The organism is Sphingomonas suaedae, from assembly GCF_007833215.1.
GTDB classification, from domain to species: domain Bacteria; phylum Pseudomonadota; class Alphaproteobacteria; order Sphingomonadales; family Sphingomonadaceae; genus Sphingomonas; species Sphingomonas suaedae.
On the sequence record NZ_CP042239.1, the window covers coordinates 3,914,758 to 3,936,468 of the forward strand.

The 21,711-nt window shown below is 66.2% G+C and carries 22 protein-coding genes; 13 read left to right on the plus strand and 9 right to left on the minus strand.

Features of this window, described 5'->3' with window-relative positions; all coding sequences use genetic code 11:
- Positions 1 to 42: 42 nt before the first annotated feature.
- From FPZ54_RS18510 to FPZ54_RS18535, 6 genes are all read left to right on the plus strand, one after another.
- On the plus strand, positions 43 to 1,596 hold the full coding sequence (locus FPZ54_RS18510; protein WP_145849279.1) for a tryptophan halogenase family protein: 1,554 nt from the start codon (positions 43 to 45) through the stop codon (positions 1,594 to 1,596).
- Positions 1,593 to 2,315, plus strand: a complete 723-nt coding sequence (locus FPZ54_RS18515; RefSeq protein WP_145849280.1) for a SapC family protein — start codon at positions 1,593 to 1,595, stop codon at positions 2,313 to 2,315. Before FPZ54_RS18510 ends, FPZ54_RS18515 begins: the two co-directional genes overlap by 4 nt.
- Entirely contained in the window at positions 2,308 to 3,339 is a 1,032-nt protein-coding gene (locus FPZ54_RS18520; protein ID WP_145849281.1) for a cupin-like domain-containing protein, read from the plus strand. Before FPZ54_RS18515 ends, FPZ54_RS18520 begins: the two co-directional genes overlap by 8 nt.
- A gap of 11 nt (positions 3,340 to 3,350) precedes the next feature.
- A complete protein-coding gene (locus FPZ54_RS18525) occupies positions 3,351 to 4,838 on the plus strand; it encodes a tryptophan halogenase family protein (RefSeq protein ID WP_145849282.1) in 1,488 nt (495 codons plus the stop codon).
- 7 nt (positions 4,839 to 4,845) lie between these two features.
- The gene (locus FPZ54_RS18530) at positions 4,846 to 5,892 is read left to right on the plus strand and encodes a LacI family DNA-binding transcriptional regulator (protein WP_145849283.1); all 1,047 of its coding nucleotides are present in this window, start codon (positions 4,846 to 4,848) and stop codon (positions 5,890 to 5,892) included.
- Positions 5,893 to 6,074: 182 nt separating this feature from the next.
- A complete protein-coding gene (locus FPZ54_RS18535; RefSeq protein ID WP_145849284.1) occupies positions 6,075 to 7,673 on the plus strand; it encodes a DNA methyltransferase in 1,599 nt (532 codons plus the stop codon).
- 211 nt (positions 7,674 to 7,884) lie between these two features.
- Here the strand turns inward: FPZ54_RS18535 and FPZ54_RS18540 are convergent, their stop codons facing one another.
- Positions 7,885 to 8,268 carry a hypothetical protein gene (locus FPZ54_RS18540; RefSeq protein ID WP_145849285.1) on the minus strand — a complete coding sequence of 128 codons (384 nt, stop codon included), beginning with the start codon at positions 8,266 to 8,268 and terminating at the stop codon, positions 7,885 to 7,887.
- A gap of 119 nt (positions 8,269 to 8,387) precedes the next feature.
- On the opposite strand from FPZ54_RS18540, the gene FPZ54_RS18545 reads away from it, so the two are divergent.
- Both FPZ54_RS18545 and FPZ54_RS18550 read left to right on the plus strand, forming a co-directional pair.
- A complete protein-coding gene (locus FPZ54_RS18545; RefSeq protein WP_145849286.1) occupies positions 8,388 to 9,131 on the plus strand; it encodes an NUDIX hydrolase in 744 nt (247 codons plus the stop codon).
- Entirely contained in the window at positions 9,128 to 9,859 is a 732-nt protein-coding gene (locus tag FPZ54_RS18550) for an extensin-like domain-containing protein (protein ID WP_145849287.1), read from the plus strand. The genes FPZ54_RS18545 and FPZ54_RS18550 overlap by 4 nt, the downstream gene beginning before the upstream one ends.
- 153 nt (positions 9,860 to 10,012) lie before the next feature.
- Here FPZ54_RS18550 and FPZ54_RS18555 read toward each other — a convergent pair whose 3' ends face one another.
- Positions 10,013 to 10,564 carry a hypothetical protein gene (locus tag FPZ54_RS18555; protein ID WP_145849288.1) on the minus strand — a complete coding sequence of 184 codons (552 nt, stop codon included), beginning with the start codon at positions 10,562 to 10,564 and terminating at the stop codon, positions 10,013 to 10,015.
- A gap of 452 nt (positions 10,565 to 11,016) precedes the next feature.
- On the opposite strand from FPZ54_RS18555, the gene FPZ54_RS18565 reads away from it, so the two are divergent.
- Positions 11,017 to 11,559: a CHAP domain-containing protein gene (locus FPZ54_RS18565; protein ID WP_145849290.1), complete on the plus strand. Its 543-nt coding sequence runs from the start codon at positions 11,017 to 11,019 to the stop codon at positions 11,557 to 11,559.
- Between the two features lie 11 nt (positions 11,560 to 11,570).
- On the opposite strand, the gene msrB is transcribed toward FPZ54_RS18565, so the two are convergent.
- Positions 11,571 to 12,065: a peptide-methionine (R)-S-oxide reductase MsrB gene (msrB, locus tag FPZ54_RS18570; protein WP_422396546.1), complete on the minus strand. Its 495-nt coding sequence runs from the start codon at positions 12,063 to 12,065 to the stop codon at positions 11,571 to 11,573.
- A gap of 125 nt (positions 12,066 to 12,190) precedes the next feature.
- On the opposite strand from msrB, the gene FPZ54_RS18575 reads away from it, so the two are divergent.
- Complete coding sequence (locus FPZ54_RS18575; protein ID WP_145849292.1) at positions 12,191 to 12,451, plus strand: hypothetical protein; 261 nt, start codon at positions 12,191 to 12,193, stop codon at positions 12,449 to 12,451.
- Here the strand turns inward: FPZ54_RS18575 and FPZ54_RS18580 are convergent.
- Complete coding sequence (locus FPZ54_RS18580) at positions 12,438 to 13,667, minus strand: cytochrome P450 (protein WP_145849293.1); 1,230 nt, start codon at positions 13,665 to 13,667, stop codon at positions 12,438 to 12,440. The two genes, FPZ54_RS18575 and FPZ54_RS18580, sit on opposite strands and share 14 nt — an antisense overlap.
- A gap of 157 nt (positions 13,668 to 13,824) precedes the next feature.
- Between FPZ54_RS18580 and FPZ54_RS18585 the strand changes: the two genes are divergently transcribed.
- Both FPZ54_RS18585 and FPZ54_RS18590 read left to right on the plus strand, forming a co-directional pair.
- Positions 13,825 to 14,865 carry an LLM class flavin-dependent oxidoreductase gene (locus FPZ54_RS18585; RefSeq protein WP_145849294.1) on the plus strand — a complete coding sequence of 347 codons (1,041 nt, stop codon included), beginning with the start codon at positions 13,825 to 13,827 and terminating at the stop codon, positions 14,863 to 14,865.
- A gap of 270 nt (positions 14,866 to 15,135) precedes the next feature.
- The gene (locus tag FPZ54_RS18590) at positions 15,136 to 15,315 is read left to right on the plus strand and encodes a hypothetical protein (protein ID WP_145849295.1); all 180 of its coding nucleotides are present in this window, start codon (positions 15,136 to 15,138) and stop codon (positions 15,313 to 15,315) included.
- A 3-nt stretch (positions 15,316 to 15,318) separates the two neighbouring features.
- Here FPZ54_RS18590 and FPZ54_RS18595 read toward each other — a convergent pair whose 3' ends face one another.
- The 3 genes from FPZ54_RS18595 to FPZ54_RS18605 all read right to left on the minus strand — a co-directional run bounded on the left by FPZ54_RS18595 (position 15,319) and on the right by FPZ54_RS18605 (position 17,782).
- Positions 15,319 to 16,626, minus strand: coding sequence for a sensor histidine kinase (locus tag FPZ54_RS18595; RefSeq protein ID WP_145850042.1), 1,308 nt, complete (start codon positions 16,624 to 16,626; stop codon positions 15,319 to 15,321).
- A 142-nt stretch (positions 16,627 to 16,768) separates the two neighbouring features.
- Positions 16,769 to 17,443: a response regulator transcription factor gene (locus FPZ54_RS18600; RefSeq protein WP_145849296.1), complete on the minus strand. Its 675-nt coding sequence runs from the start codon at positions 17,441 to 17,443 to the stop codon at positions 16,769 to 16,771.
- A 24-nt stretch (positions 17,444 to 17,467) separates the two neighbouring features.
- On the minus strand, positions 17,468 to 17,782 hold the full coding sequence (locus tag FPZ54_RS18605; protein WP_145849297.1) for a hypothetical protein: 315 nt from the start codon (positions 17,780 to 17,782) through the stop codon (positions 17,468 to 17,470).
- A 122-nt stretch (positions 17,783 to 17,904) separates the two neighbouring features.
- Here FPZ54_RS18605 and FPZ54_RS18610 point away from each other — a divergent pair, with 122 nt between their 5' ends.
- Positions 17,905 to 19,683 (plus strand): ABC-F family ATP-binding cassette domain-containing protein, encoded by a 1,779-nt coding sequence (locus FPZ54_RS18610; RefSeq protein ID WP_145849298.1) that lies wholly within the window; start codon positions 17,905 to 17,907, stop codon positions 19,681 to 19,683.
- Between the two features lie 117 nt (positions 19,684 to 19,800).
- On the opposite strand, the gene FPZ54_RS18615 is transcribed toward FPZ54_RS18610, so the two are convergent.
- Positions 19,801 to 20,688, minus strand: coding sequence for a diacylglycerol/lipid kinase family protein (locus FPZ54_RS18615; RefSeq protein WP_145850044.1), 888 nt, complete (start codon positions 20,686 to 20,688; stop codon positions 19,801 to 19,803).
- A gap of 36 nt (positions 20,689 to 20,724) precedes the next feature.
- Positions 20,725 to 21,534: an ATP-binding protein gene (locus FPZ54_RS18620; protein WP_145849299.1), complete on the minus strand. Its 810-nt coding sequence runs from the start codon at positions 21,532 to 21,534 to the stop codon at positions 20,725 to 20,727.
- Between the last annotated feature and the right edge of the window lie 177 nt (positions 21,535 to 21,711).

Consider the following 21,711-nt stretch of genomic DNA (forward strand, 5'->3'; position numbering starts at 1 on the left):
GTCGAATTTGCGCTGCGCGAAAGACTTGGCGCGGCAACCGGAATGACAGGCGTGGGTGAAACGGTGCAACGGATCGTCATTGTCGGCGGGGGAACCGCCGGATGGCTTTCCGCGTGTCTGATTGCTGCGCAGGCGAACCGGAGCGCCGAACGGCCCTTGTCGGTCACGCTGATCGAATCCCCGGACATTCCCACGATCGGCGTGGGCGAGGGAACATGGCCTACGATGCGGCGGACACTACGCCGGATCGGCATCGCCGAGAGTGAATTTCTGACCAGTTGCGACGCCGCGTTCAAACAGGGGTCGCGCTTCATCGGCTGGGCGAACGGTTCGCCGGGCGATGCCTATTACCACCCGTTCGGCGCGCCGGTCGACGGCAGCGCGCGCGAGATTGTCGGCGCGTGGCGCGATGCGGCGGGGAACCAGCCCTTTGCCGCCGCCGTCTCGCCGCAGCCGGGCGTGTGCGCCCTGCATCTCGCGCCGCGGCAGCGGGCGATGCCCGACTATGGCGGGGCGCTCAACTATGCCTATCATCTCGACGCGGCGAAGCTCGCTGCCCTGCTCGCGCGCCACGGCGTCGAGCGGCTGGGCGTGCGGCGTGTCCGCGGCCATGTGACCGGCGTGGATGCGCGCGAGGACGGCGATATCGCCGCGGTGCGCGTGCGCGAGGGCGGGGCGGTGGAGGGCGATCTGTTCATCGACTGCACCGGACATGGGTCGATGCTGATCGGCGGGCATTTCGGCGTACCGTTCGTCGATCGCAGCGATGTGCTGTTCAACGATCGCGCGCTGGCGGTGCAGGTGCCGGTCGAGCCGGACAGCCCGATCGCGTCACAGACCGATGCGACTGCGCATGAGGCGGGGTGGATCTGGGACATCGGCCTGCCGACGCGGCGTGGCGTGGGGTGCGTCTATTCCTCGGCGCATATCGATGACGATGGGGCGGCGGCTGCGCTGGGCGCCTATCTGGGCCGCGACCCCGCCGACCTTGGCGCGCGCAAGCTGGCCTTTCGCTCGGGGCATCGCGAACGCTTCTGGGAGCGCAACTGCCTCGCCATCGGCCTGTCGGCAGGGTTTCTGGAGCCGCTCGAGGCGTCGGCAATCGTGCTGATCGAACTCTCGCTCGACGCGCTGATCGGGGATTTCCCCGTCACGCGCGACACGATGGATATCCATGCGCGTCGCTTCAATGCGCTGTTCCGCTATCGCTGGGACCGGATCGTCGAGTTTTTGAAGCTCCATTATGTGCTGAGCGCGCGCACTGAACCTTATTGGCGTGCGCATCGCGACCCGACGACGATTCCCGAGCGGCTGGCCGAACTGCTCGCGCTGTGGCGCCACCAGCCACCGTCGGCGAGCGACTTTCCGGCGATGGACGAGATTTTTCCGGCGGCGAGCCATCAATATGTGCTGTACGGCATGGGCTATCCGCCGCCGCCGTCCGGCCCGATCGCGACCGATACGCAAGCGGCCGCGCGGGCGATGGCTCAGACCGTACAGCGTGGTCGGACGTTGACCGCCAGCCTGCCCACCAACCGCGCCTATCTTGACGCGCTGCGCGCCGCCGCGCCACGCTCGGCGCTGGAGACCCTATGACCGACCATCATGTCCTGACCGCCGAAAACCATCGTGACCTGCGCGTCCGCACCGACCGCGACGCCGCGCTCGGCGATGCGGTGATGTCGTGCGTGACGACGCCCGATGAGTTCCGCCGCGTCCAGAGCCACTACCCGATCCTGTTCCGCCGCAATGTCGAACGCGACGAATTCGTGGCGCTGGCACTGTTCGGGTTCGAGGATGGCGAGAATCTGTTTCTGGAGGACGGGCGCTGGGACGCGGACTATGTGCCGCTGGCGATCGATATCCAGCCGTTCCTGATCGGCGCACCGGCGGCGGGCGGCACCGCCAAACAGGTGCATGTCGATATGGCCAGCCCGCGCATTGCCGCGCCCGACGGCGAGGGGGTGCGGGTGTTCGACGACCATGGCCGACCGACCCCCTATCTGGAGACGATCGCCGAGCAACTGGGCGCGCTGGACGCCGGGTGGCAGGGATCAGCGGACTTTTTCGCCGCGCTGCGCCGCCACGAATTGCTCGAACCGCTGACGCTGGAGATCACGCTGGACGATGGATCGACCAACCGGCTGGTGGGGTTCCATGTCATCGATGAGGAGCGGCTGCGCGGGCTGGATGGCGACGCGCTGGGCGAACTGCACCGCGACGGGCATTTGATGCCGCTGTTCATGGCGATGGCGTCGCTCGGCAACCTCTCCGCGCTGATCGCGCGCCGGAATCGGCGGATGGCGCATGGCTGAGGCCGATCCCGGGATTCTTCAGGGGCTGGCGCAGGTCCGCGAGGTCGAGGCGGCCGATGCGGCGGCGTTGGATGCGCTGCTGCGCGAGGCGACTGCGCCGTTCATCGTGCGCGGGCTGGTGCGCGACTGGCCGCTGGTTCAGGCCGGACTGGAGTCCGGACGTGCAGCGCGCGACTATCTGTTGCGCCATCGCCGCGACGCGCAGTTCACCGTCGCGGTCGGCGCGCCGGGCAGCGACGGGCGGCTGTTCTACGATGCGGCGATGGGGATGAATTTCCGCACGTTGCGCGCCAAGCTGCCGGAGATTTTCGCGAAGATCGATGCGGACGAGGGCGATCCCGCCGCGCCGCCCATCTATCTCGCATCGATCGATGTGCATGATTTTTTTCAGGGGCTGCACGAAGCCAATCATGTCGATCTGGGCGAGCGCCGGTGCCTTGCCAGCATCTGGATCGGCACGCGCACGCGGATCGCGGCGCATAATGATTTTCCGGCGAACCTTGCCTGTGTCGCGGCGGGGCGGCGGCGTTTTACGCTGTTTCCGCCCGAGCAGTTCCGCAATCTCTATCTGGGCCCGGTCGACAATACGCCTGCCGGGCGTGCGATCAGCATGGTGGATTTCCGGGCGCCCGATTTCGCCGCGCATCCGAAGTTTCGCGTGGCACTCGATCATGCGCAAGTGGCAGAGATGGAGCCGGGCGATGCGCTGCACATCCCATCAATGTGGTATCACCACGTCGAGGGGCTGGAGCCGTTCAACGTGCTGGTGAACTATTGGTGGCGCGAGGTGCCGATGTGGCTGGGACAGCCGCAGGACGCGCTCAACCATGCGATGCTGTCGATCCGCGACCTGCCGCCCGAGGCGAAGGCGCATTGGCGCGCGCTGTTCGACCATTATGTCTTCGACAATGATACGAGCGTCACCGCGCATATTCCGGAAGGCGGGCGCGGCATTCTCGATCCGATGACTCCCGAGGCGGCGTCGCGAATCCGCTCTTATCTGCTGCGGCAACTGGCCCGGTGAAGGGACATGGTATGAAACGCATCGTCGTCGCAGGCGGCGGCACCGCAGGCTGGATGGCGGCGGCGGCGATCGCGCGTACCATGGGGCGTACCGTCGCGGTGACATTGGTCGAATCCGATGCGATCGGGACGATCGGGGTGGGCGAATCCACCATTCCGCCGCTGGTCACCTATAACCGGTTGCTCGGCATCAACGAGGCCGAGTTCATGCGCGCGACCCAGGCGACGTTCAAGCTGGGCATCCTGTTCGACAATTGGAAGGTCGATGGCGACCGCTATTTCCACAGCTTCGGCTTTACGGGGAAGGATCACTGGTCGGCGGGGTTCCAGCATTTCTGGCTGGCCGGGCGCAGCAAGGGGCATCAACAGCCCTATGACGATTATTGCCTGGAACTGGTTGCGGCGCTTGAGGGTAAATTCGCGCAGCTTCCGGACAATCGCGTCAACTATGCCTATCAGCTCGATTCGGGCCTCTATGCGCGGTTTCTGCGGGGCATGGGCGAGAAGGATGGCGTCACGCGGATCGAGGGGAAGATCGCGCGCGTCGAACTGGATGGCGAAAGCGGTGACATTGCCGCGCTTGGGCTGGACGGTGGCCGCCGGATCGAGGGCGACCTGTTCCTCGACTGCACCGGTTTTCGCGCGCTGCTGATCGAGGGGGCGCTGCACGCAGGCTATGACGACTGGACCCATTGGCTGCCGTGCGACAGCGCCATTGCGCTCCAGACCCCGAACGTCCGCCCGCCGGTGCCGTACACCCGCGCGATGGCGCATGATGCGGGCTGGCAATGGCGCATTCCGCTTCAGCACCGCACCGGCAACGGCATCGTCTATTGCAGCCGTTACCTCGACCATGACGCGGCGCTCGAGCGGTTGCTCGGCAATCTGGAGGGCGAGCCGCTGACGCCGCCCAACAAGATCCGCTTTCAGACCGGCGCTCGGCGCAAGCAATGGCATCGCAACTGCGTGGCGATCGGGCTGTCGGGCGGGTTCATGGAGCCGCTCGAATCGACATCGATCCATTTGATTCAGCGCGCGGTGCTGCGCGTGATCCGGATGATGCCCGCGCAGGGCCGGGTCAGCGAACGCGATATCGCCGAGTTCAACGAGCAGCAGTTCCAGGACATGGAGCAGATTCGCGACTTCCTGATCCTCCATTACAAGGTCACCGACCGGCGCGATTCCTCCTTCTGGCGGCAATGCGCGGCGATGGAGGTGCCCGACAGCCTGACCCAGAAGATCGAGCTGTTCCGCGAGACGGGTCGCGTCTTCCGGCGCAATGAAGAACTGTTCGCCGAGAATAGCTGGGTCCAGGTGATGATGGGGCAGGGGATCGAGCCGCAGAGCTGGCACCCGATCGCCGAGAAGCTGACCGATGCCGAGCTCGACAAGACGCTGACCCATATCCGCGAGGATGTGCGCCGTACGGTCAATGGCCTGCCCGCCCATGCCGATTATGTCGCCCGCTATTGCGGCGCTGCCGAACCAGCGGCGGCCTGACCCAGGCATGGCACGACGCAAACAGGCGGTCACGATCAAGCATGTCGCAGCGGACGCCGGGGTGTCGCTGCAGACGGTGAGTCGCGTCATCAACAAGGAACCGAATGTCCGGCCCGAGATGATGGCGCGGGTGCAGGAATCGATCGCGAAGCTCGGTTATGTCCCGTCGATCGCGGCGCAGCGGATGAGCGGGTCGCGCTCCTATCTCATCATGGCGCTCAACGACCGCGAGCGGACGATCGAGGGGTGGAAATCGCGCGAGGGCACCGACTGGGTCGATCAGATGCTGCTCGGCGGGATGCTGACCTGCGCCGAACATGGCTATCGTCTGATCGTCGAGCTGGTCGACACGCATAGCGACCATATCGAGCGGGAGCTGTCCGCCGCGATCGCCGCGCTCCAGCCCGATGGCGTGCTGCTGACCCCGCCGCACTCGGCCAATCCGGAGATTATCGCGCTGCTCGATGCTGCGGGGATCGAGATGGCGCGGATCGGGTCGCTGACCCCGGGGCCGGGCTTCCGGCTGACCATGGGCGACGACCTTGCCGCGGCGATGGCGACGCGGCACCTGATCGAGCTCGGTCACACGCGGATCGGCTTCATCGCCGGGTCGCTGGAATATGAACTCAGCGGCTGGCGCGTCGATGGCTGGCGCGCGGCGATGAACGAGGCGGGCCTTTCGACCGAAGGAATGCTGGGGCAAGGCGATTTCAGCATCGAATCTGGCCGCATATGCGCCCCGCAGCTGATCGACGCCGGCGCCACCGCGATCATCGCCAGCAATGACCAGATGGCGATGGCGACGCTGGAGGTCGCGCGGGCGCGCCGCCTGTCGGTGCCCGGCGACCTGTCGATCGTCAGCTTCGACGATACGCCTGTGGTCCGCTTCGCCCACCCGCCGCTGACTGCGATCGAGCAGCCGATTGCGGCGGTGACGGCGCGCGCGGTTGAGCTGATCATCGGAGCGCGCTCCTGTCGCGCCGCTCTGGATACGCCTGTTGTCGTCACGCCGTCGCTGACGGTCCGCGAATCGACCGCGCCGCCACGATCGTAACGAACCCGATCCAAAACAGGCGCGATTACGTCCCATTCCCGATCCATCTCCGTTCGTCGCCAAAGGCACCCCGCCCTAAGCTGCGCCCACAGCAAATGGGTCCGCAACGGATGGGATCATCGCCCCGACATACCCATGTTCTGGTAACGTTCCCCGATCGCGCGGCGCGGTGGGAAGAGCGGATGACGATCGCCAACTCCCTGTTCTACGGGGACAATCTGGATGTGATGCGGACGCATTTCCCGGACGGGTGCGTCGATCTTGTCTATCTAGACCCGCCGTTCAACTCGAACGCCAATTACAATATCCTGTTCCGATCCCCGACCGGCAGCGATGCCGATGCGCAGGTTCAGGCGTTCGAGGACAGCTGGCACTGGAACGACGCGGCGGAGGATGCCTTCGATCAGGTGATGCAGAGCGGGCACGCCCGCGCGTTCGACCTGCTCGCTGCCTTTCGCAGCGCGCTCGGCACCAACGACATGATGGCGTACCTCGCGATGATGGCGATCCGCCTGATCGAGCTTCACCGCGTGCTCAAGGCGCAGGGCAGCCTCTATCTCCACTGCGACCCGACCGCCAGCCACTACCTCAAACTGCTGCTCGACGCGGTGTTCGGGGCCGAGCGGTTCCGCAATGAGATTACCTGGAAACGCACTGCCGCGCACAGCGATGGCGGCCGCTACGGACGCAACACCGACACGATCCTGTTCTACGCAAAGGGCGCGAAGCCGCGCTGGAACCCGCTCTTCACCCCCTATGACGCCGATTATGCCGCGCGTTTCCGCAACCGCGATCCCGACGGGCGGCTGTGGATGGACGACAATCTGACCGCAAAGGGGCTGTCGGGCGGCGGCTACAGCTATGCGTACAAGGGCGTGACCTCCTATTGGCGGATGCCGGTCGAGACGATGGAGCGACTGGACCGGGAGGGGCGGCTGCACTTCACCCGCACCGGCGGCATCCGTCTCAAACGCTATCTGGACGAGGCGCGCGGGTCGCCGGTCCAGGCGCTGTGGACCGACATCCCCGCGCTCAATTCACAGGCGCAGGAGCGGCTCGGCTATCCCACGCAAAAGCCGATCGCGCTGCTGGAGCGGATCATCGCCGCCTCGTCCGACCCCGGCGATCTGGTGCTCGACCCCTTTTGCGGTTGTGGCACGGCGGTCCATGCCGCGGAAAAGCTCGGGCGGCGCTGGGCCGGGATCGACGTCACCCACCTCGCCATCGGCCTGATCGAAAAGCGGATGCGCGCCGCCTTTCCCGGCGTGGCACTGCGGGTGGAGGGGACGCCGCGCGACTGCGCCGCCGCCGCCGACCTCGCCCGGCGCGACCCGTACCAGTTTCAGTGGTGGGCGGTGGCGATGGTCGACGCGGTGCCGTTCGGCAGGCGGCGCAAGGGCGCGGATGGCGGGATCGACGGCATCATCTATTTCCGGCCCGAACGCCGCCAGACCGCGCGGGCGCTGGTGTCGGTCAAGGGCGGTGAGCGCGTCGGCGTCGGCGTGGTCCGCGACCTCCACTCGGCAATGGAGCGCGAACGCGCCCCGATCGGCGTCGTCCTCACCCGCTCCACCCCCTCCGCCCCGATGCTGCGCGAAGCGGCGGCGGTGGGTCGGTTCCATAGCGAGGCGACCGGGCGCAGCTATGCGCGGATGCAGATTCTGACGGTAGAGGAACTGTTCAGGGGGCGACGGCCGGACATTCCGCTGGTGGACCATGCGGCGGCGTTTCGGACTGCGCCGAGGGAGCGGGTGGGAGGGGAGCAGGCGGTGTTGTTCTAGGGGGAGGCAGCCTGCCCCAATCCGTCACCCCCGCGAAAGCGGGGGCCCATCTCCCGGACTGTCCGCGTACCGCACCGGCAATTCGCGCCAATCCCGCAGGAGATGGGCCCCCGCTTTCGCGGGGGTGACGATGATATGACGCATAAAGTTTCGAGCCACTATCTAGCGCGGATCAAAAGCCTCGGTCCCGACTCAGACAACTTGCTTGATCCTAGGTGTCGCGCACCCACGCCGTTTCAACGCGGTCGTTCTTCCAGCGCACTTCGAGAATATAGATGTCCATGAAACTCGGACACAAATGCCAGTGGTCCAGAGTAGGATCCCTGCTATCTTCATCATCAGGCCGACCCAGCATCTCATAAAGCTCAGTCCGCGTCTTTCCGACGACACCTATGCGATGCTGCAAGTCGGCAATCATGCCGCATCGCGCTTCGCCCTCGCCGGTCTTCCACGCCGCCGCGTTGAAGGGGCGGGGCAGGCTGGATGTATAGGGTCCCCCGGCAAACCATCCAAAGAAGAGCAGCAACGCGGCAGCCGCACATGCGAACAGCGCCGCGCAACCGAGAATTCGCGATCGCCTGCTGGAATAGGGCATGGTGGATGAATGACATATCCACCGACCTTGGCAAGTGCGGTGGTTTGCCATTCATTTAACGCATTCGCTGAGCCAGCAGTCGTTGCCGATATCCGCATCTCCCCATACACCCGTCGCCAATGCCCGAAGACCTCACCCCCATCCCAGCTGCCACCCTCGTCGTGTTCCGCGAGCGCGGCGACGGCCCGCCCGAGCTGCTGATGCTCGAACGCTCGGCGGCGATGCGGTTTGCCGGGGGCGCGGTGGTGTTTCCCGGCGGCAGGGTCGATGCGGGCGACCGCGCCTTTGCCGCGACCCACCCCGGCGACCCAGACGACCTCGCCGCGCGGGTGGCGGCGGTGCGCGAAACCATCGAGGAGGCGGGGGTGGCGATCGGCGTCGACCTGCCCGACCTCCCCGCCGCGCGGCGCGCGCTGTATGACGACACCCCGTTTGGGGAGGTGATCGCGGGTGCCGCGTTCGATCCCGCCGCGCTGGTCCCCTTCGCCCGCTGGCTGCCGCATCAGGGCGTTGCGCACCGCATCTTCGACACGCGCTTCTACCTCGCCCGCTGGCGCGATGGCGCGCCCGATCCGGCGGTGGACGGCAATGAGAATAGCCAGCTCTTCTGGTCGAGCGCGCGCGCCACGCTTGCCGCTGCCGATGCGGGCAAGGTGCGGATGATCTTTCCGACGCGGCGCAACCTTGAGCGGCTGGCGTTGTTCAACAGCTTCGAGGATGCGGTCGCCGACGCGCGGGCGCATCCGATCGACACGATCACCCCCTGGATCGAGGTGCGCGACGGCGTGGACCATCTCTGCATTCCCGAAGGGCTGGGCTATCCGGTCACCGCGCAACCGCTGGGTGCCGCGCTGCGGGCATGAAGGCGCTGCGCACCTCGATCGCCGCGATTATCATCGCCGCGTTGCTGCTCACACTGGCGCTGCTCGTCTATGCGATGCTGCGCAACCGGCCCCAGGATCTGCCCTGGACGAAACTCGACCTGTCGCAGCCGGTCGGCATGTTCACCGGGCGCAAGCTGACCGGGCTGACCGACGATTTCCCCGCCTGCCGTGCCGCGCTCGACAAGGCCGGCATCCGCTATACCGCCTTGCCCCCACGCACCGAAGGGGAGGGGTGCGGTTACACCGACGCCGTCCGCTTCACGAAAGGCGGCGCGCGGCGCATCGGCTTTGCGCCCGCCGACCTCGGCGTCTCCTGCCCGGTCGCGGCGGGGCTCGCGGTCTGGGAATGGGAAGTCGTCCAGCCCGCCGCCCAGCGCATCTTCGGCCAGCGCGTCGCGGAGATCGAGCATTTCGGCAGCTACAACTGCCGCCGCATGTATAACCGCGAAGGCGCGAGCTGGAGCGAGCACGCCACCGCCGACGCGGTCGACATCGCCGCCTTCCGCCTCGCCGACGGCACGCGCATCACGCTGATCGGCGACTGGGCAGGGGAGGGGAAGAAGGCGCAATTCCTGCGCGCGGTGCGCGACGGCGGGTGCGACCTGTTCGCGACCGTGCTGTCCCCCGATTATAACGAGGCGCACCGCGACCATTTCCACTTCGACCAGGCCGAACGCGGTGCGATGGGGTGGCGCGCGTGTCGGTGAGGCGTAATAGGCTGCGCTACTAACCACCGTTTGCCCTGAGCCTGTCGAAGGGCCAGTCCTGAGCTTGTCGAAGGGCCGTTCCCACCCTCACCGAGTGCAGGAATGGTGCTTCGACAAGCTCAGCACAAACGGGGTTGGTTCAGTGCAATTCACTCAATTCGGAAGCGCCCCCGCTTCGACCTTCTCCACCCATTGCGGGTAGAAGGCAGGCTGGCGGTTCGACCAGCCCGATGCGGTCGCGGCGGCTTCGCTGATCGACTGGAGCAGCTTGCGGCGCAGGTCCGGATGCAGATGCGGCAAGGCCGCAGCGGCACAGAAGGCGGCGGGCAGCCACGGCCGCACCTCGGCACCGACCAGCCGCTCATACAGGAAGCGATAGGCCGAGAAGCTGGTCAGCCGCCCCTGCGACAGGTCGAAGGCGGAAATGGTGATGAGCGGCGCCATGAACGGCTCCATCGCGTCGAGACCGCTATCGTCGGGGATGAGCGCGCGGATTTCCGGAAGGCGGTTGTACATATGCGCCTGCGCACGGATGCTCGCCGCCTCGACCACGTCGCGCGACCAGCGCTCCATGGCATCGTCGCGGTCCAGTCCGATATCGAGCGCCCGGCGCACATAGCGCTGGGTCGACGCCGGGAAGCCCGCAAATTCCTTCATCTCGGCCAGCGTCATCGCGCCTTCGGCCGGCTTGCTCCTTGCACTCATCTCCAAACTCCCACCCCAGGAACCCCGATGCGGATCATGCCCCAACATGGTTAACGGGAGCCTTAACCCCGCGTCGTCCCGCGTTAAGCATCCGACCACAGCTTCCGTTGCGTTGCAACATAGGTTGCGGCGAACCGATTGCGGCAATCGAGTTCGAGGCGGAGGCGCGGCATTTACGCAACAAAATGCTGCGCCACCGTAACAACGACCCGGCGTCTATCGTCGACAACCCGTTCGTTCACCTTAGACGGCCAGGTGGCGATCCGGTCGCGTTCGGGTCGATTTTCGGCGGGGCCGGCGCGCGGCGCTGACGCTGTGTTGCGGTGCAGAAGGTGTGTTCCGCAGGTCATCGCCTCGGCGAAACGATTCATCGGATATCGGGTCCATGGGGGTAGGCGGTCGGCAGCCGATCTGCCACTCACCATCCTAAGAGATCGGGGAAGGGGTTTTCCATGATGTTCCGAACGCTTGCAGCGCGTTTCGCGCTGATGGCCGCGCTTTGCCTGGCGACGATCGCACCCGCCCAGGCGCAGTTCTGGCAGTGCGTTCCCTATGCCCGCATGATCTCCGGCATCGAGATTTACGGCAATGCGCATACTTGGTGGGCGCAGGCCGAGGGCAAATATGAGCGCGGGCGCGAACCGGTCGAGGGCGCGGTCATGTCGTTCCAGGCGACCCAGCGGATGCGTCTTGGCCATGTGGCGATGGTGTCGAAGGTGCTGAGCGAGCGCGAGGTTCTGCTCACTCATGCCAATTGGTCGCGCCGCGGCGGGGTCGAGAAGAATGTCATCGCCGTCGATGTGTCGGAAGCGGGCGACTGGAGCCGGGTCAAGGTGTGGTTCGCGTCGAACAACGGGCTTGGCAGCTCCACCTATCCGGTCAATGGCTTCATCTATGCCGACGGCGCGCCGACCGAGGACGATCGCTTCCCGCGGATCACGATCGCGTCGGTCGATCTCTCGCAGTTCGGCGTCGAGACCTCGCTCCAAAAATAAGTCAGGGTAAGTCAGGCGGGGCGGAAGGTCAGCGCAAGCCCGTTGATGCAGTGCCGCTTGCCCGTAGGGGGCGGGCCATCGTCAAAGACATGGCCAAGATGGCTCCCGCAGCGGCGACAGATCACCTCGGTCCGAATCATCCCGAGCGAGACATCGCGCTTGGTCCGCACCGCATTGTCTAGCGGCGCCCAGAAGCTCGGCCAGCCCGTTCCGCTCTCGAACTTGGTTTTCGAAGCGTAGAGCGGCAAGCCACACCCGGCGCAGGCGAAGACGCCGGTGCGCTTTTCCTTATTGAGCGGGCTGGACCAAGGACGTTCGGTCCCTTCCTGTCGCAGGATTCGATATTGCGCGGGGGTGAGGCGCTTGCGCCATTCGGCATCGGTCAGCGAGAATTCGAAGCGCTGGCCTGCCGCTTCGCTTTCTCCCGAGCTGCAGCCGATCGTCCCCAGGACAACGCCGGTGCCAAGGATTCCCATGAAGTGGCGGCGGCGAACGTGCATGATCATTCCTTCCATCACCAGCAGATACGAAGGCTGGAAGCCGATAGTTTCACGTCCTGCGACGAAACGAGTCGGGAACCAACTGTTTGCGTGCGATTTCAGGCCATGCGGGGGTAGCGGCGAGAAAAGACATGGCGTTCCAGCAGCTTGATCCTCCCATTCCGGTCCAGGTGATCGACAAGGGCAAGGGCTACGCCTTTGCCGTGATCGACTATGGCCCCGAGCATAATCTGATCTGGGTGACCGCGCTGGACGAAAATGGCGAAATCTGGTGCGCGCCCAATCCGCTGGTGCGGATGCAGGGGAACTGGACGATGGGCCGCGCGAAGCCGCCGCTGCCTAGCCCGGTCAACGATGCCTGTGTAGGAATCGCGCCGGTCAGTAGCGGCTGAGTTCCACTGGCATCTTCTTGTAGCCATGGACGAAACAGGCGGAAACCCGCTCCGGCTCGGCGATCACATTGGGGCGCAGGCGGCGCTTGGCCATTTCCTCCATCAGCACGCCGATCTGCAACTCGGCCAGCCGCGCGCCGACGCAGCGGTGGATGCCATGGCCGAAGGCAAGGTGGCGCCGGGCATTGGCACGATCGACGATGATGTCGTCCGGCCGCTCGAACATCGTCTCGTCGCGATTGGCGGAGAGATACCAGAGGACCAGCTTGTCGCCCTCGCGGATCTGCTGCCCCATCAGCTCGGCATCCTGCGTCGCGGTGCGCCGCATATGGGCGAGCGGGGTCTGCCAGCGGATGATTTCCTGAGTCGCATTGGCGATCAGCTCCGGATTGGCCTCCAGCTTGGCGCGCTCGTCCGGGAATTGCTCGAGCGCCCAGGCATAGGCGCTCATCGAATTGCGCGTGGTGTCGTTGCCGCCGACGATCAGCAGGATGAGGTTCCCGAGGAACTCCATCTGGTCCATCTCCGCCATCGCGTCCGAATGGATCATCATCGAGATCAGGTCGGGGGTCGGTTCCTTGCCGACCTTGCTGTTCCACAGCGCGCCGAATTCGGATGCGCATTGGAACAGGATCTCGCGGCGCTGCTCCTTGCGCACCGGATCCTTGGCGATCTCGATATCGCCGGCCCAGTCGGACCAATAGGTCAGCTTGCGCCGCTCCTCCCAGGGGAAGTCGAACAGCAGCGCCAGCATCTGCGTGGTCAGCTCGATCGACACGCGGTCGACCCAGTCGAATGTCTCGCCGACCGGCAGCCCGTCGAGGATCTCGGCGGTGCGCCTGCGGATGTCGCCGGTCATCCGGACCATTTCGCTGGGCGTAAAGGCGGGAGCGACAGTGCGGCGCTGGCCAGTATGTTTGGGCCGGTCCATGGCGATGAACATCGGCATCTTGATGTCTTCGGGCATCAGGTCGGCGACGGTGATGCCGCCCGCCTGGCTCGAATAGAGGTCGGGGAGCGATTCGACCTCGACAATCGGTTTGTAGGTCGAGATCGACCAATAGGGCCCGAATGCGCTGTTCTCGCAGCGATAGACGGGCGCCTGCGCGCGCAACTGGCGAAAGGGTTCGTGCCAGATGTCATCGCGGTAGAGTTCGGGCCGGGTAACGTCGAGCGGATCGACCGCAGGCGCGGCTTCGGGTGCGAGGGTGGCCATGACGATACTCTCCCGGACTCTGTTTGGCGGGTAGAGTGAATTAACTTACAGATATGTCAATAGCGTTGCGATCCCCCTCGCTCAGGGAGGATTTGTTGGCAGGTCGCTAGGCTTGCTTGAGTGGCGAAATGCGACGCGCCTTCCCATCTCCTGCATCATGACAGCCTATTCCCTGCTCGACCTCGTCCCGATCCTGGAGGGCGGAACCGCCAGCCAGGCCTTTGCCAATGCCGCCGATCTGGCGCGCCATGCCGAGACGGAGGGCTTCGCCCGATATTGGGTCGCCGAACATCACGGCATGGCCGGGATCGCCAGCGCGGCCACGGCGGTGGTGATCGCGCATGTCGGCGCGACGACGTCCACGATCCGCGTGGGTGCGGGCGGGATCATGCTGCCCAACCATGCACCGCTGGTGATCGCCGAGCAGTTCGGCACGCTCGACGCGCTATTCCCCGGGCGGATCGATCTGGGCCTGGGACGCGCGCCCGGAAGCGACCAGAAGGTCGCCCGTGCGCTGCGCCGGACGCTCGACAGCAGTTCAGACGCCTTTCCCCAGGATGTGATCGAGTTGCAAAGCTATTTCGCCGATGACGGCCAGACCGGCATCCGCGCGGTGCCGGGTGGGGGGGCCAAGCCCGAATTGTGGATTCTCGGCTCCAGCCTGTACGGGGCGCAGCTCGCGGCGGCGCTGGGTCTGCCCTACGCCTTTGCCTCGCATTTCGCGCCCGGCGCGCTGGACCAGGCGCTGAGCGTCTATCGCCGCAATTTCAAGCCGTCTGCGGTGCTCGCCAAGCCCCATGCGATGGCCGGGTTCAACGTCTTCGCCGCAGATACGGACGATGAGGCCGAGTTGCTCGCGACATCGATGCAGCAGGCGTTCGTCGCGTTGCGTACCACCGGGACCGGGGTCCCGCTGCCGCCGCCAGTGCCGGGCTATCGCGACAGCCTGCCGCCCCAGGCCCGCGCGATGCTCGATCATGTCCTCGAATGTACCGCGGTGGGCGGGCCGGACAGGGTACACGATGGCCTTGCCCGCTTCGTCGAGCGGACCGGAGTGGACGAGGTGATGCTGGTCAGTTCGATTTTCGATCATGACGCACGCAAGCGCAGCCTCGGCATCGCGGCACAGGCGATGCGGGCCATCGGCGCCGCCCACCCCCCGGAGAGCGACGCCGCCGCCGTGACCGCGAACGGATAGACCGCGTCGGAGGCGGGAGGATGCGCCGGATCGCTCCGACGCATCCTGCCAGCCGGAGGTGGCAGAGGGATCACCACTTCGGCCGGAACCCACCCTTTCGGTACGGCGTGTCGCCCAAAGATTTCGGCATGTTTCGGTCGCAGACATATTCGGGCGGTCGGGATGCTCATTGTGCAGGCGCGATCCATCCGCGCCTTTTCCGCGCCTGAAACCTGCCGAAATCGACTGGCAACACGGTAGCCGCAACAGGGGCCGGAAAGGAGAATGACGATGCCACCGTCAACCGCCTCCGCGCGCCCGGGTGTTCGATGCCATCTCGGCATTCACCGCCCCCGCCGCCGCGACCGCCCCGGACGCGGCGAGGATGAGACCCAGTGCCGCGATTGCGGTTGCGATCTGGTGCTGAGCCCGGTGACCGGGAGATGGCGCTATTCGGGCGTGATGGGCTGAGCGTCAGCTCGTCGCGGCAGGAAGCCGCAGTCGCACGAGCAATCCGCCCAGATCCTCGCTCTCCTCCAGCGTGACCGTACCGTCATAGATTTCGGCGACGTCGCGGACGATGGCGAGGCCCAGGCCGGTGCCGGGCTTGCCGGTGTCGAGCCGGACCCCGCGGTCGAAGATGCGGATTCGGTCGGCCTCGGGAATGCCGGCGCCGTCGTCCTCGATCATGATCTCGACGAACCCGGCCTCGATTCCGACCGTGATGAACACGCTGCCCCCGCCATATTTGGCGGCATTCTCGACGAGATTGCCCATGATCTCGTCGAGGTCCTGACGCTCGATATGCGCGACCAGATCGCGCGGTCCGTCGGTATCGATGCGAACATGGGGATAAAGGCGCGCCACCGCGCGCTCGACCGATTCGACGCTCGGCCAGACCGCGGCGCGGCTGTGCGCTGATCCGCGACGTCCGACCGCACGGGCGCGGGCCAGATGGTGATCGACCTGGCGGCGCATGGTCCGTGCCTCGCGCACAACCGTCGTCGGCAGATCGTCGGCCTGCGCGGTCGCGGCATTCATGATGACGGTGAGCGGGGTCTTGAGCGCATGGGCCAGATTGCCGGCATGGCGGCGCGCTTCCTCCGCCTGCTTGTCGTTATGGGCGACCAGCGCGTTCAGTTCCTCGACCATCGGCGCGATTTCGGCGGGCATCGCGCCTTCGATCCGTGGCGTTTCGCCGGTGCGCAGCCGCTGGATGGCGAGGCGCAGCTTGCGCAGCGGCAGCAGCCCGTACCACGTCTGGAGAGCGGCCATGACGATGAGGCCTGCCGCGAGCAACAGGAAGCTGCGCACCAGCGTCTTGCGGAGCGCGTCGATCTGCGCGTCGAGCACGTCGCGCGTCTCGGCAACCTGAAAGCGCCAGCGGATCGGCGATCCGGGCAGCCGAACGTCGCGCTCGACCACGCGCAACTGCTGCTCGAACTGCCGCGAATCATAGGTGTGAAGTTCCTGGTCCTCATGCGTGCGCGAGGTTTCGAGCCGGCGGTCCCACAGGGACCGCGAGGCGAACATCTCGACTCCCTTGCCGCTGACCTGCCAGTAGAGACCCGAATAGGGTTCGAGGAAGCGCTGGTCGCCGAGTGCGCGGTTGAACGCGACCTCGCCATTGGGATCGATCTCCGCCGACACGATCATCGAGGTCAGCAGATATTCGAGCTGGGTATCGAAATTGCGGGTGATCGCGCCGGTCAGCACACGATCGAGCGCGAAGCCGCCGCCCGCGAGCAGCAGGGTGATCCACGCCGCGGCGATCAGGATCATGCGGCGGCCGAGCGATCCGGTGATGCGGGTATAGCCGCGCGGGGCAGGGTCGCCCGGACGCAGTTGCAAAGGCTGCGCCGCACTGCCCCCGCTGCGGCGCACGAACGGGAAGGAGCGGCTCAGTGTCAGGCCAAGGGGAAGATCAGGCACCGGCCTCCGCCGGTTCCTCAAGGCTATAGCCAAGACCGCGGATCGTGGTGATCACGTCGGCGCCCAGTTTCTTGCGGATGCGCGTCACGAACACCTCGATCGTGTTCGAATCCCGGTCGAAATCCTGGTCATAGATATGTTCGATCAGTTCGGTACGGCTCACCACCTTGCCCTTGTGATGGAGCAGGTAGGAGAGGAGCTTGTATTCCTGGGCGGTGAGCTTGACCGGGTCGCCAGCCTTGGTGACCTTGCCCGATCGGGTGTCGAGGCGGATGTCGCCCGCGACCAGCTCGGCGCTGGCATTGCCCGATGCGCGGCGGATCAGCGCGCGAAGGCGGGCGATCAGTTCCTCGGACTGGAAGGGCTTGGCGACATAATCGTCGGCGCCCGCATCGAGTCCGGCGACCTTGTCCGACCAGCTGTCGCGCGCGGTGAGGACGAGGACGGGGGTGGACTTGCCTTCCTTGCGCCAACGATCGAGGACGGTCAGCCCGTCGATTTCGGGCAGGCCGAGGTCGAGAACGATCGCGTCATAGGCCTCGGTCGAGCCGAGATAATGGCCTTCCTCGCCATCGCCCGCCGTATCGACGGCATAGCCCGCACCCTCCAGCGTTGCCTGAAGCTGGTTGCGGAGATTGGGTTCATCCTCGACGATCAGAACGCGCATCGGTCTTTCCCTCTTTTCGTCGTGTCAGCCGCCCGACCGGCTCATCACCTGGCCCGTGCGGCCATCGACATCGACCCAGATGACATTTCCATTACGCAGGAACTTCAGCGTGTAAATGCCGGTTCCCGAATCGAAATCGAACCCCAGATATTGGGCCCCCTTCTTCGTCATATAGGGGACGACGCGCGCTTCGATGACGCGCAGCGGCAATAGCCGCCCCTGCATCCGCCCCTCGCGCGCAGCCTCCTGGTCGCTGCGCCGCTCCTGGGGCGAAGCGTGCAGCGGGGCCGCAGCGGCGGCGAGTAACGCGCCGAGACAAAGAACGCCAACCATCTTCATTACGGGGATGGCATAGGGCGCGGGCGTTGAACAGCCCGTGAATGCGGCCGAAAGGCGCCCGACAGCATGTGGCGCGCGGGACGGCTTGCCCGCAGCCGCCCGCGGCCCTACCTGCCCCCGCCATGGCTGCACCCGTTCTATCCTATGAAAAGCTCGGCCTCGTCCAGGGATCGGGCTGGCTGTTTCGCGAACTCGATATCCATATCGGCGCGCGCGACCGGCTGGCGCTGATCGGGCGCAACGGCGCGGGCAAGACGACATTGCTCAGGCTGATCACGGGGGAGATCGATGCGGATGAGGGGCGCCGCACGATCCGGCCCGGCACGCGCGTGGTGATGCTGGAGCAGGAGCCGCGCATGGCAGGCTGCGTCACGCTGCTGGACTATGCCCTGTCCGGCGACGATGCGCCCCAGCGGCACGAGGCGGAGGCGATTGCGGATCAGCTAGGGATCGACCTCAGCCGTGAGGCGGCGACCGCGTCGGGCGGCGAGCGGCGGCGGGCGGGCATTGCGCGCGCGCTGGCGATGGATCCGGATGTGCTGCTGCTGGACGAGCCGACCAACCATCTCGACATCCATGCGATCGAATGGCTGGAGGAATGGCTTGGGCGCTATCGTGGCGCCTTTGTGGTCATCAGCCATGACCGCACGTTCCTGACGCGGCTGACCAAGCAGACCCTGTGGCTCGACCGCGGATCGATGCGGCGCGCCGAAGTGGGGTTCGGCGGCTTCGACGCATGGACCGAACAGGTCTATGCGGAGGAACAGCGCGCGGCGGAGAAGCTCGACGCGCGGCTGAAGCTGGAGGAGCATTGGCTCCAGCGCGGCGTGACCGGGCGGCGCAAGCGCAACCAGGGGCGGCTGAGCAAACTGATCGAGATGCGTGCCGAGCGCGCGGCGATGACGGGGCCGGCGGGGGCGGCGAACCTTGCCACCGCATCGGACGATTCGAAGACCAAGGTGGTGATCGACGCCAAGGGCGCGTCAAAAAGCTATGGCGATCGCACAATCATCCGCGATCTGACGCTGCGGATCACGCGCGGCGACCGGATCGGCATCGTCGGCAAGAACGGTGCGGGTAAATCCACGCTGCTCAAGCTGCTGACCGGCGAAATCGCGCCCGATACGGGCAGCATCAAGCTCGCCAAGACGCTCGATCCGGTCATCATCGACCAGCAGCGCAGCCGGATGCAGCCCGACAAGACCGTGCGCGAGGTCGTCGCGGACGGCGGCGAGTGGATCGAGGTGCTGGGCGTGCGCAAGCATATCCATGGCTATCTCAAGGAGTTTCTGTTCGCGCCCGAGATGGTCGAGGCGAAGGTCGGGACGTTGTCGGGTGGCGAGCGGTCCCGGTTGTTGCTGGCGCGCGAATTCGCGCGGCCCTCGAACCTGATGGTGCTCGACGAGCCGACCAACGACCTCGATCTCGAGACGCTAGACCTGTTGCAGGAGGTGATTGCGGATTATGACGGCACGGTGCTGATCGTCAGCCACGACCGCGATTTTCTTGACCGCACGGTGACGATGACGATCGGGCTCGACGGGTCGGGGACGGTCGACATGGTGGTCGGCGGCTATGCCGATTGGGAAGCCAAGCGCAAGGTGCGGACCGAGACGAAGAAGGCGGCGGTGAAGGCCGCGCCGGTCGCGGAGACGCCGAAAGCGCGGACCAAGCTGACTTATAAAGATCAGCGCGATTACGACCTGCTGCCGAAGCGGATCGAGGAGCTGGACGCCGCGATCGCGCGCGACGAGGCGGCGCTGGCCGACCCGGATTTGTTCGTGAAGGACCCGGCGAAGTTCGACAAGCTGATGGGGGGTATCGCGAAGGCTCGTGGGGAAAAGGATGCGGCGGAACTGCGCTGGCTGGAACTGGCGGAGATGGTTGAGGGGCTGGGGTGAGCTAAAGCCCCTCCCCTTCAGGGGAGGGGTTGGGGGGTGGGGCGTCTAAGTCTCATCGAGACCGCGGCCCGTGTGGATAGGCCCCACCCCAACCCCTCCCCTGAAGGGGAGGGGCTATTAGTTCGGCACCACCACGTCGATTGCGCGTTCCGCCACGCGCACCGTCACCGGCACGCGCGCAAGCACTTCGCCGTCGATCGAGATGCGGCGGCGCGGGCGGGCGTCGAGGCGCATCTCCCGCCCGCGAAATTCCTCGACCAGCTTCTCGCGGCTGCGCAGGCGGAAGAAACGCGCATACCAGTCCCAGGCCAGCCGCCAGCGGTTGCGACCGGTAACGACCTGAATCAGCATCTCTCCGCTCTCGACACAGGCCTCGTCGCTCATCACCACGCCGCCATGGAACTTGCCGTTCAGAATGCGGACCTCGCTCGCCCACATGCGATGCGCGCCCGCATCGTCGGTGATCGTCACGCGGAAGGGGCGGAAGCGGGCGAAGCACCACACCGCCCAGAGGAGATAGCCGGCGCGACCGAAATATTTTTTGAGATTGTGCGGAACGCTGGTCCCGATCATCGGCGATAGACCCATCGCGGCGGCGTTCGCGAAATAATCCCCGTCGATCATGCCCAGATCGACGCGGCGACGCTTGCCGGTGGCGATCGCCTTCACCGCGCCGTCGAGATCGAGCGGCAGGCCCAGCGTGCGCGCGAAGCTGTTGGCGGTGCCAAAGGGCAGGACGGCGAATACGATATCCTTGCCGACCACATCATCGACCACGCCGGACAGCGATCCGTCGCCCCCCCCGACGATCACCATCGGTGCGCCAGAGCGGACCGCCGCGCGGACGGTATCGTCGAGCAGATCAGGGTCGCGTACCGGATGCGCGGCGATCAGGCGGATACCGGCGGATTCCAGCTTTTCGCGTGCCTGCTCGAACAGAGCCGCGCCACGCCGCGACTTCGCGTTGACGACCAGAATCGCTTCGCGGGGCACGGGGAGGGGCATCGTCACGGCGTCACAACGGGCGAGGGCGACAGAGGTTCAGAGCTTGATTCCGTTCCGTCCCGCGAGGTCGACGACATATTGCCACGCGACCCGGCCCGACCGGCTCCCGCGCCGTGTCGCCCAGTTGATCGCCTCCGCCGCGTCGAAGGGCAGGCCGTGATCTGCGGCATAGGTGCGGACGATCGCGACATAGGTGTCCTGGTCGATCGCATGGAAGCCCAGGCTGAGGCCGAACCGGTCTGCGAGTGCCAGATTGTCGTCGATGCTGTCGCGCGGATTGATTGCGCTCGACTGTTCTGCAATGTCGCGCGGGATCAGATGACGCCGGTTCGAGGTAACGAACAATCGCGTGTTGGCGGGGCGCGCCTCGGCCCCGCCCTCAAGCAGCGAGCGCAGCGCCCGCCCGTCCGAAGCGGCATCGAAGCCAAGATCGTCAAGGAAGATGACGAACGCACGGGGCGCGTCGGCGAGCAGCGCGAACAATGTCGGAAGCGTATCCAGCGCGTCGGCCTGCGCCTCGATCAGCGCGATCGCCCCCCCTTCGCCCTGCACTGCGGCGACCGCGGATTTGGACAGCGCCGACTTGCCGGTACCGCGCGCGCCCCAGAGCAGCACGTCATGCGCGGGCAGCCCGGCGGCGAGCCTGCGCACATTTTCGACCAGCGTCGCTTTCTGCGCGTCGATCCCGACCAGTTCGTCGAGCGGGAGCGGTGCGAAGGCGCGGGCCGGGGCCAGGAAACCCCGGTGCCAGACATAGGCGGGATGCGCGCCAAGGTCCGGGGCGGTCGGCGGCGGCGGCGCGAGCCGCTCCAGCGCGGCGGCGATGCGGTCCAGCGGGTCGGTCATCGGCCCGAGGGCTAGGGGGTGGCGGTGGGGAAGGCAATGCTCATTCCTCCCCTGCTTAGCAGGGGAGGGGGACCGCCCGCGCAGCGGGTGGTGGAGGGGCGGCTGCGTAGACAGCCGGGTACAGCTCGGCAAAACTCCGCCCTCTCCGGGGCGGCCCCTCCGTCATCGCTGCGCGAT

What these genes read in the sequence shown, in the direction of transcription:
- FPZ54_RS18510 (WP_145849279.1), top strand. Translation starts at nt 43, where the DNA reads ATGACAGGCGTGGGTGAAACGGTGCAACGGATCGTCATTGTCGGCGGG.
- FPZ54_RS18515 (WP_145849280.1), top strand. Translation starts at nt 1,593, where the DNA reads ATGACCGACCATCATGTCCTGACCGCCGAAAACCATCGTGACCTGCGC.
- FPZ54_RS18520 (WP_145849281.1), top strand. Translation starts at nt 2,308, where the DNA reads ATGGCTGAGGCCGATCCCGGGATTCTTCAGGGGCTGGCGCAGGTCCGC.
- FPZ54_RS18525 (WP_145849282.1), top strand. Translation starts at nt 3,351, where the DNA reads ATGAAACGCATCGTCGTCGCAGGCGGCGGCACCGCAGGCTGGATGGCG.
- FPZ54_RS18530 (WP_145849283.1), top strand. Translation starts at nt 4,846, where the DNA reads ATGGCACGACGCAAACAGGCGGTCACGATCAAGCATGTCGCAGCGGAC.
- FPZ54_RS18535 (WP_145849284.1), top strand. Translation starts at nt 6,075, where the DNA reads ATGACGATCGCCAACTCCCTGTTCTACGGGGACAATCTGGATGTGATG.
- FPZ54_RS18540 (WP_145849285.1), bottom strand. Translation starts at nt 8,268, where the DNA reads ATGCCCTATTCCAGCAGGCGATCGCGAATTCTCGGTTGCGCGGCGCTG.
- FPZ54_RS18545 (WP_145849286.1), top strand. Translation starts at nt 8,388, where the DNA reads ATGCCCGAAGACCTCACCCCCATCCCAGCTGCCACCCTCGTCGTGTTC.
- FPZ54_RS18550 (WP_145849287.1), top strand. Translation starts at nt 9,128, where the DNA reads ATGAAGGCGCTGCGCACCTCGATCGCCGCGATTATCATCGCCGCGTTG.
- FPZ54_RS18555 (WP_145849288.1), bottom strand. Translation starts at nt 10,564, where the DNA reads ATGAGTGCAAGGAGCAAGCCGGCCGAAGGCGCGATGACGCTGGCCGAG.
- FPZ54_RS18565 (WP_145849290.1), top strand. Translation starts at nt 11,017, where the DNA reads ATGATGTTCCGAACGCTTGCAGCGCGTTTCGCGCTGATGGCCGCGCTT.
- msrB (WP_422396546.1), bottom strand. Translation starts at nt 12,065, where the DNA reads ATGATCATGCACGTTCGCCGCCGCCACTTCATGGGAATCCTTGGCACC.
- FPZ54_RS18575 (WP_145849292.1), top strand. Translation starts at nt 12,191, where the DNA reads ATGGCGTTCCAGCAGCTTGATCCTCCCATTCCGGTCCAGGTGATCGAC.
- FPZ54_RS18580 (WP_145849293.1), bottom strand. Translation starts at nt 13,667, where the DNA reads ATGGCCACCCTCGCACCCGAAGCCGCGCCTGCGGTCGATCCGCTCGAC.
- FPZ54_RS18585 (WP_145849294.1), top strand. Translation starts at nt 13,825, where the DNA reads ATGACAGCCTATTCCCTGCTCGACCTCGTCCCGATCCTGGAGGGCGGA.
- FPZ54_RS18590 (WP_145849295.1), top strand. Translation starts at nt 15,136, where the DNA reads ATGCCACCGTCAACCGCCTCCGCGCGCCCGGGTGTTCGATGCCATCTC.
- FPZ54_RS18595 (WP_145850042.1), bottom strand. Translation starts at nt 16,626, where the DNA reads ATGATCCTGATCGCCGCGGCGTGGATCACCCTGCTGCTCGCGGGCGGC.
- FPZ54_RS18600 (WP_145849296.1), bottom strand. Translation starts at nt 17,443, where the DNA reads ATGCGCGTTCTGATCGTCGAGGATGAACCCAATCTCCGCAACCAGCTT.
- FPZ54_RS18605 (WP_145849297.1), bottom strand. Translation starts at nt 17,782, where the DNA reads ATGAAGATGGTTGGCGTTCTTTGTCTCGGCGCGTTACTCGCCGCCGCT.
- FPZ54_RS18610 (WP_145849298.1), top strand. Translation starts at nt 17,905, where the DNA reads ATGGCTGCACCCGTTCTATCCTATGAAAAGCTCGGCCTCGTCCAGGGA.
- FPZ54_RS18615 (WP_145850044.1), bottom strand. Translation starts at nt 20,688, where the DNA reads ATGCCCCTCCCCGTGCCCCGCGAAGCGATTCTGGTCGTCAACGCGAAG.
- FPZ54_RS18620 (WP_145849299.1), bottom strand. Translation starts at nt 21,534, where the DNA reads ATGACCGACCCGCTGGACCGCATCGCCGCCGCGCTGGAGCGGCTCGCG.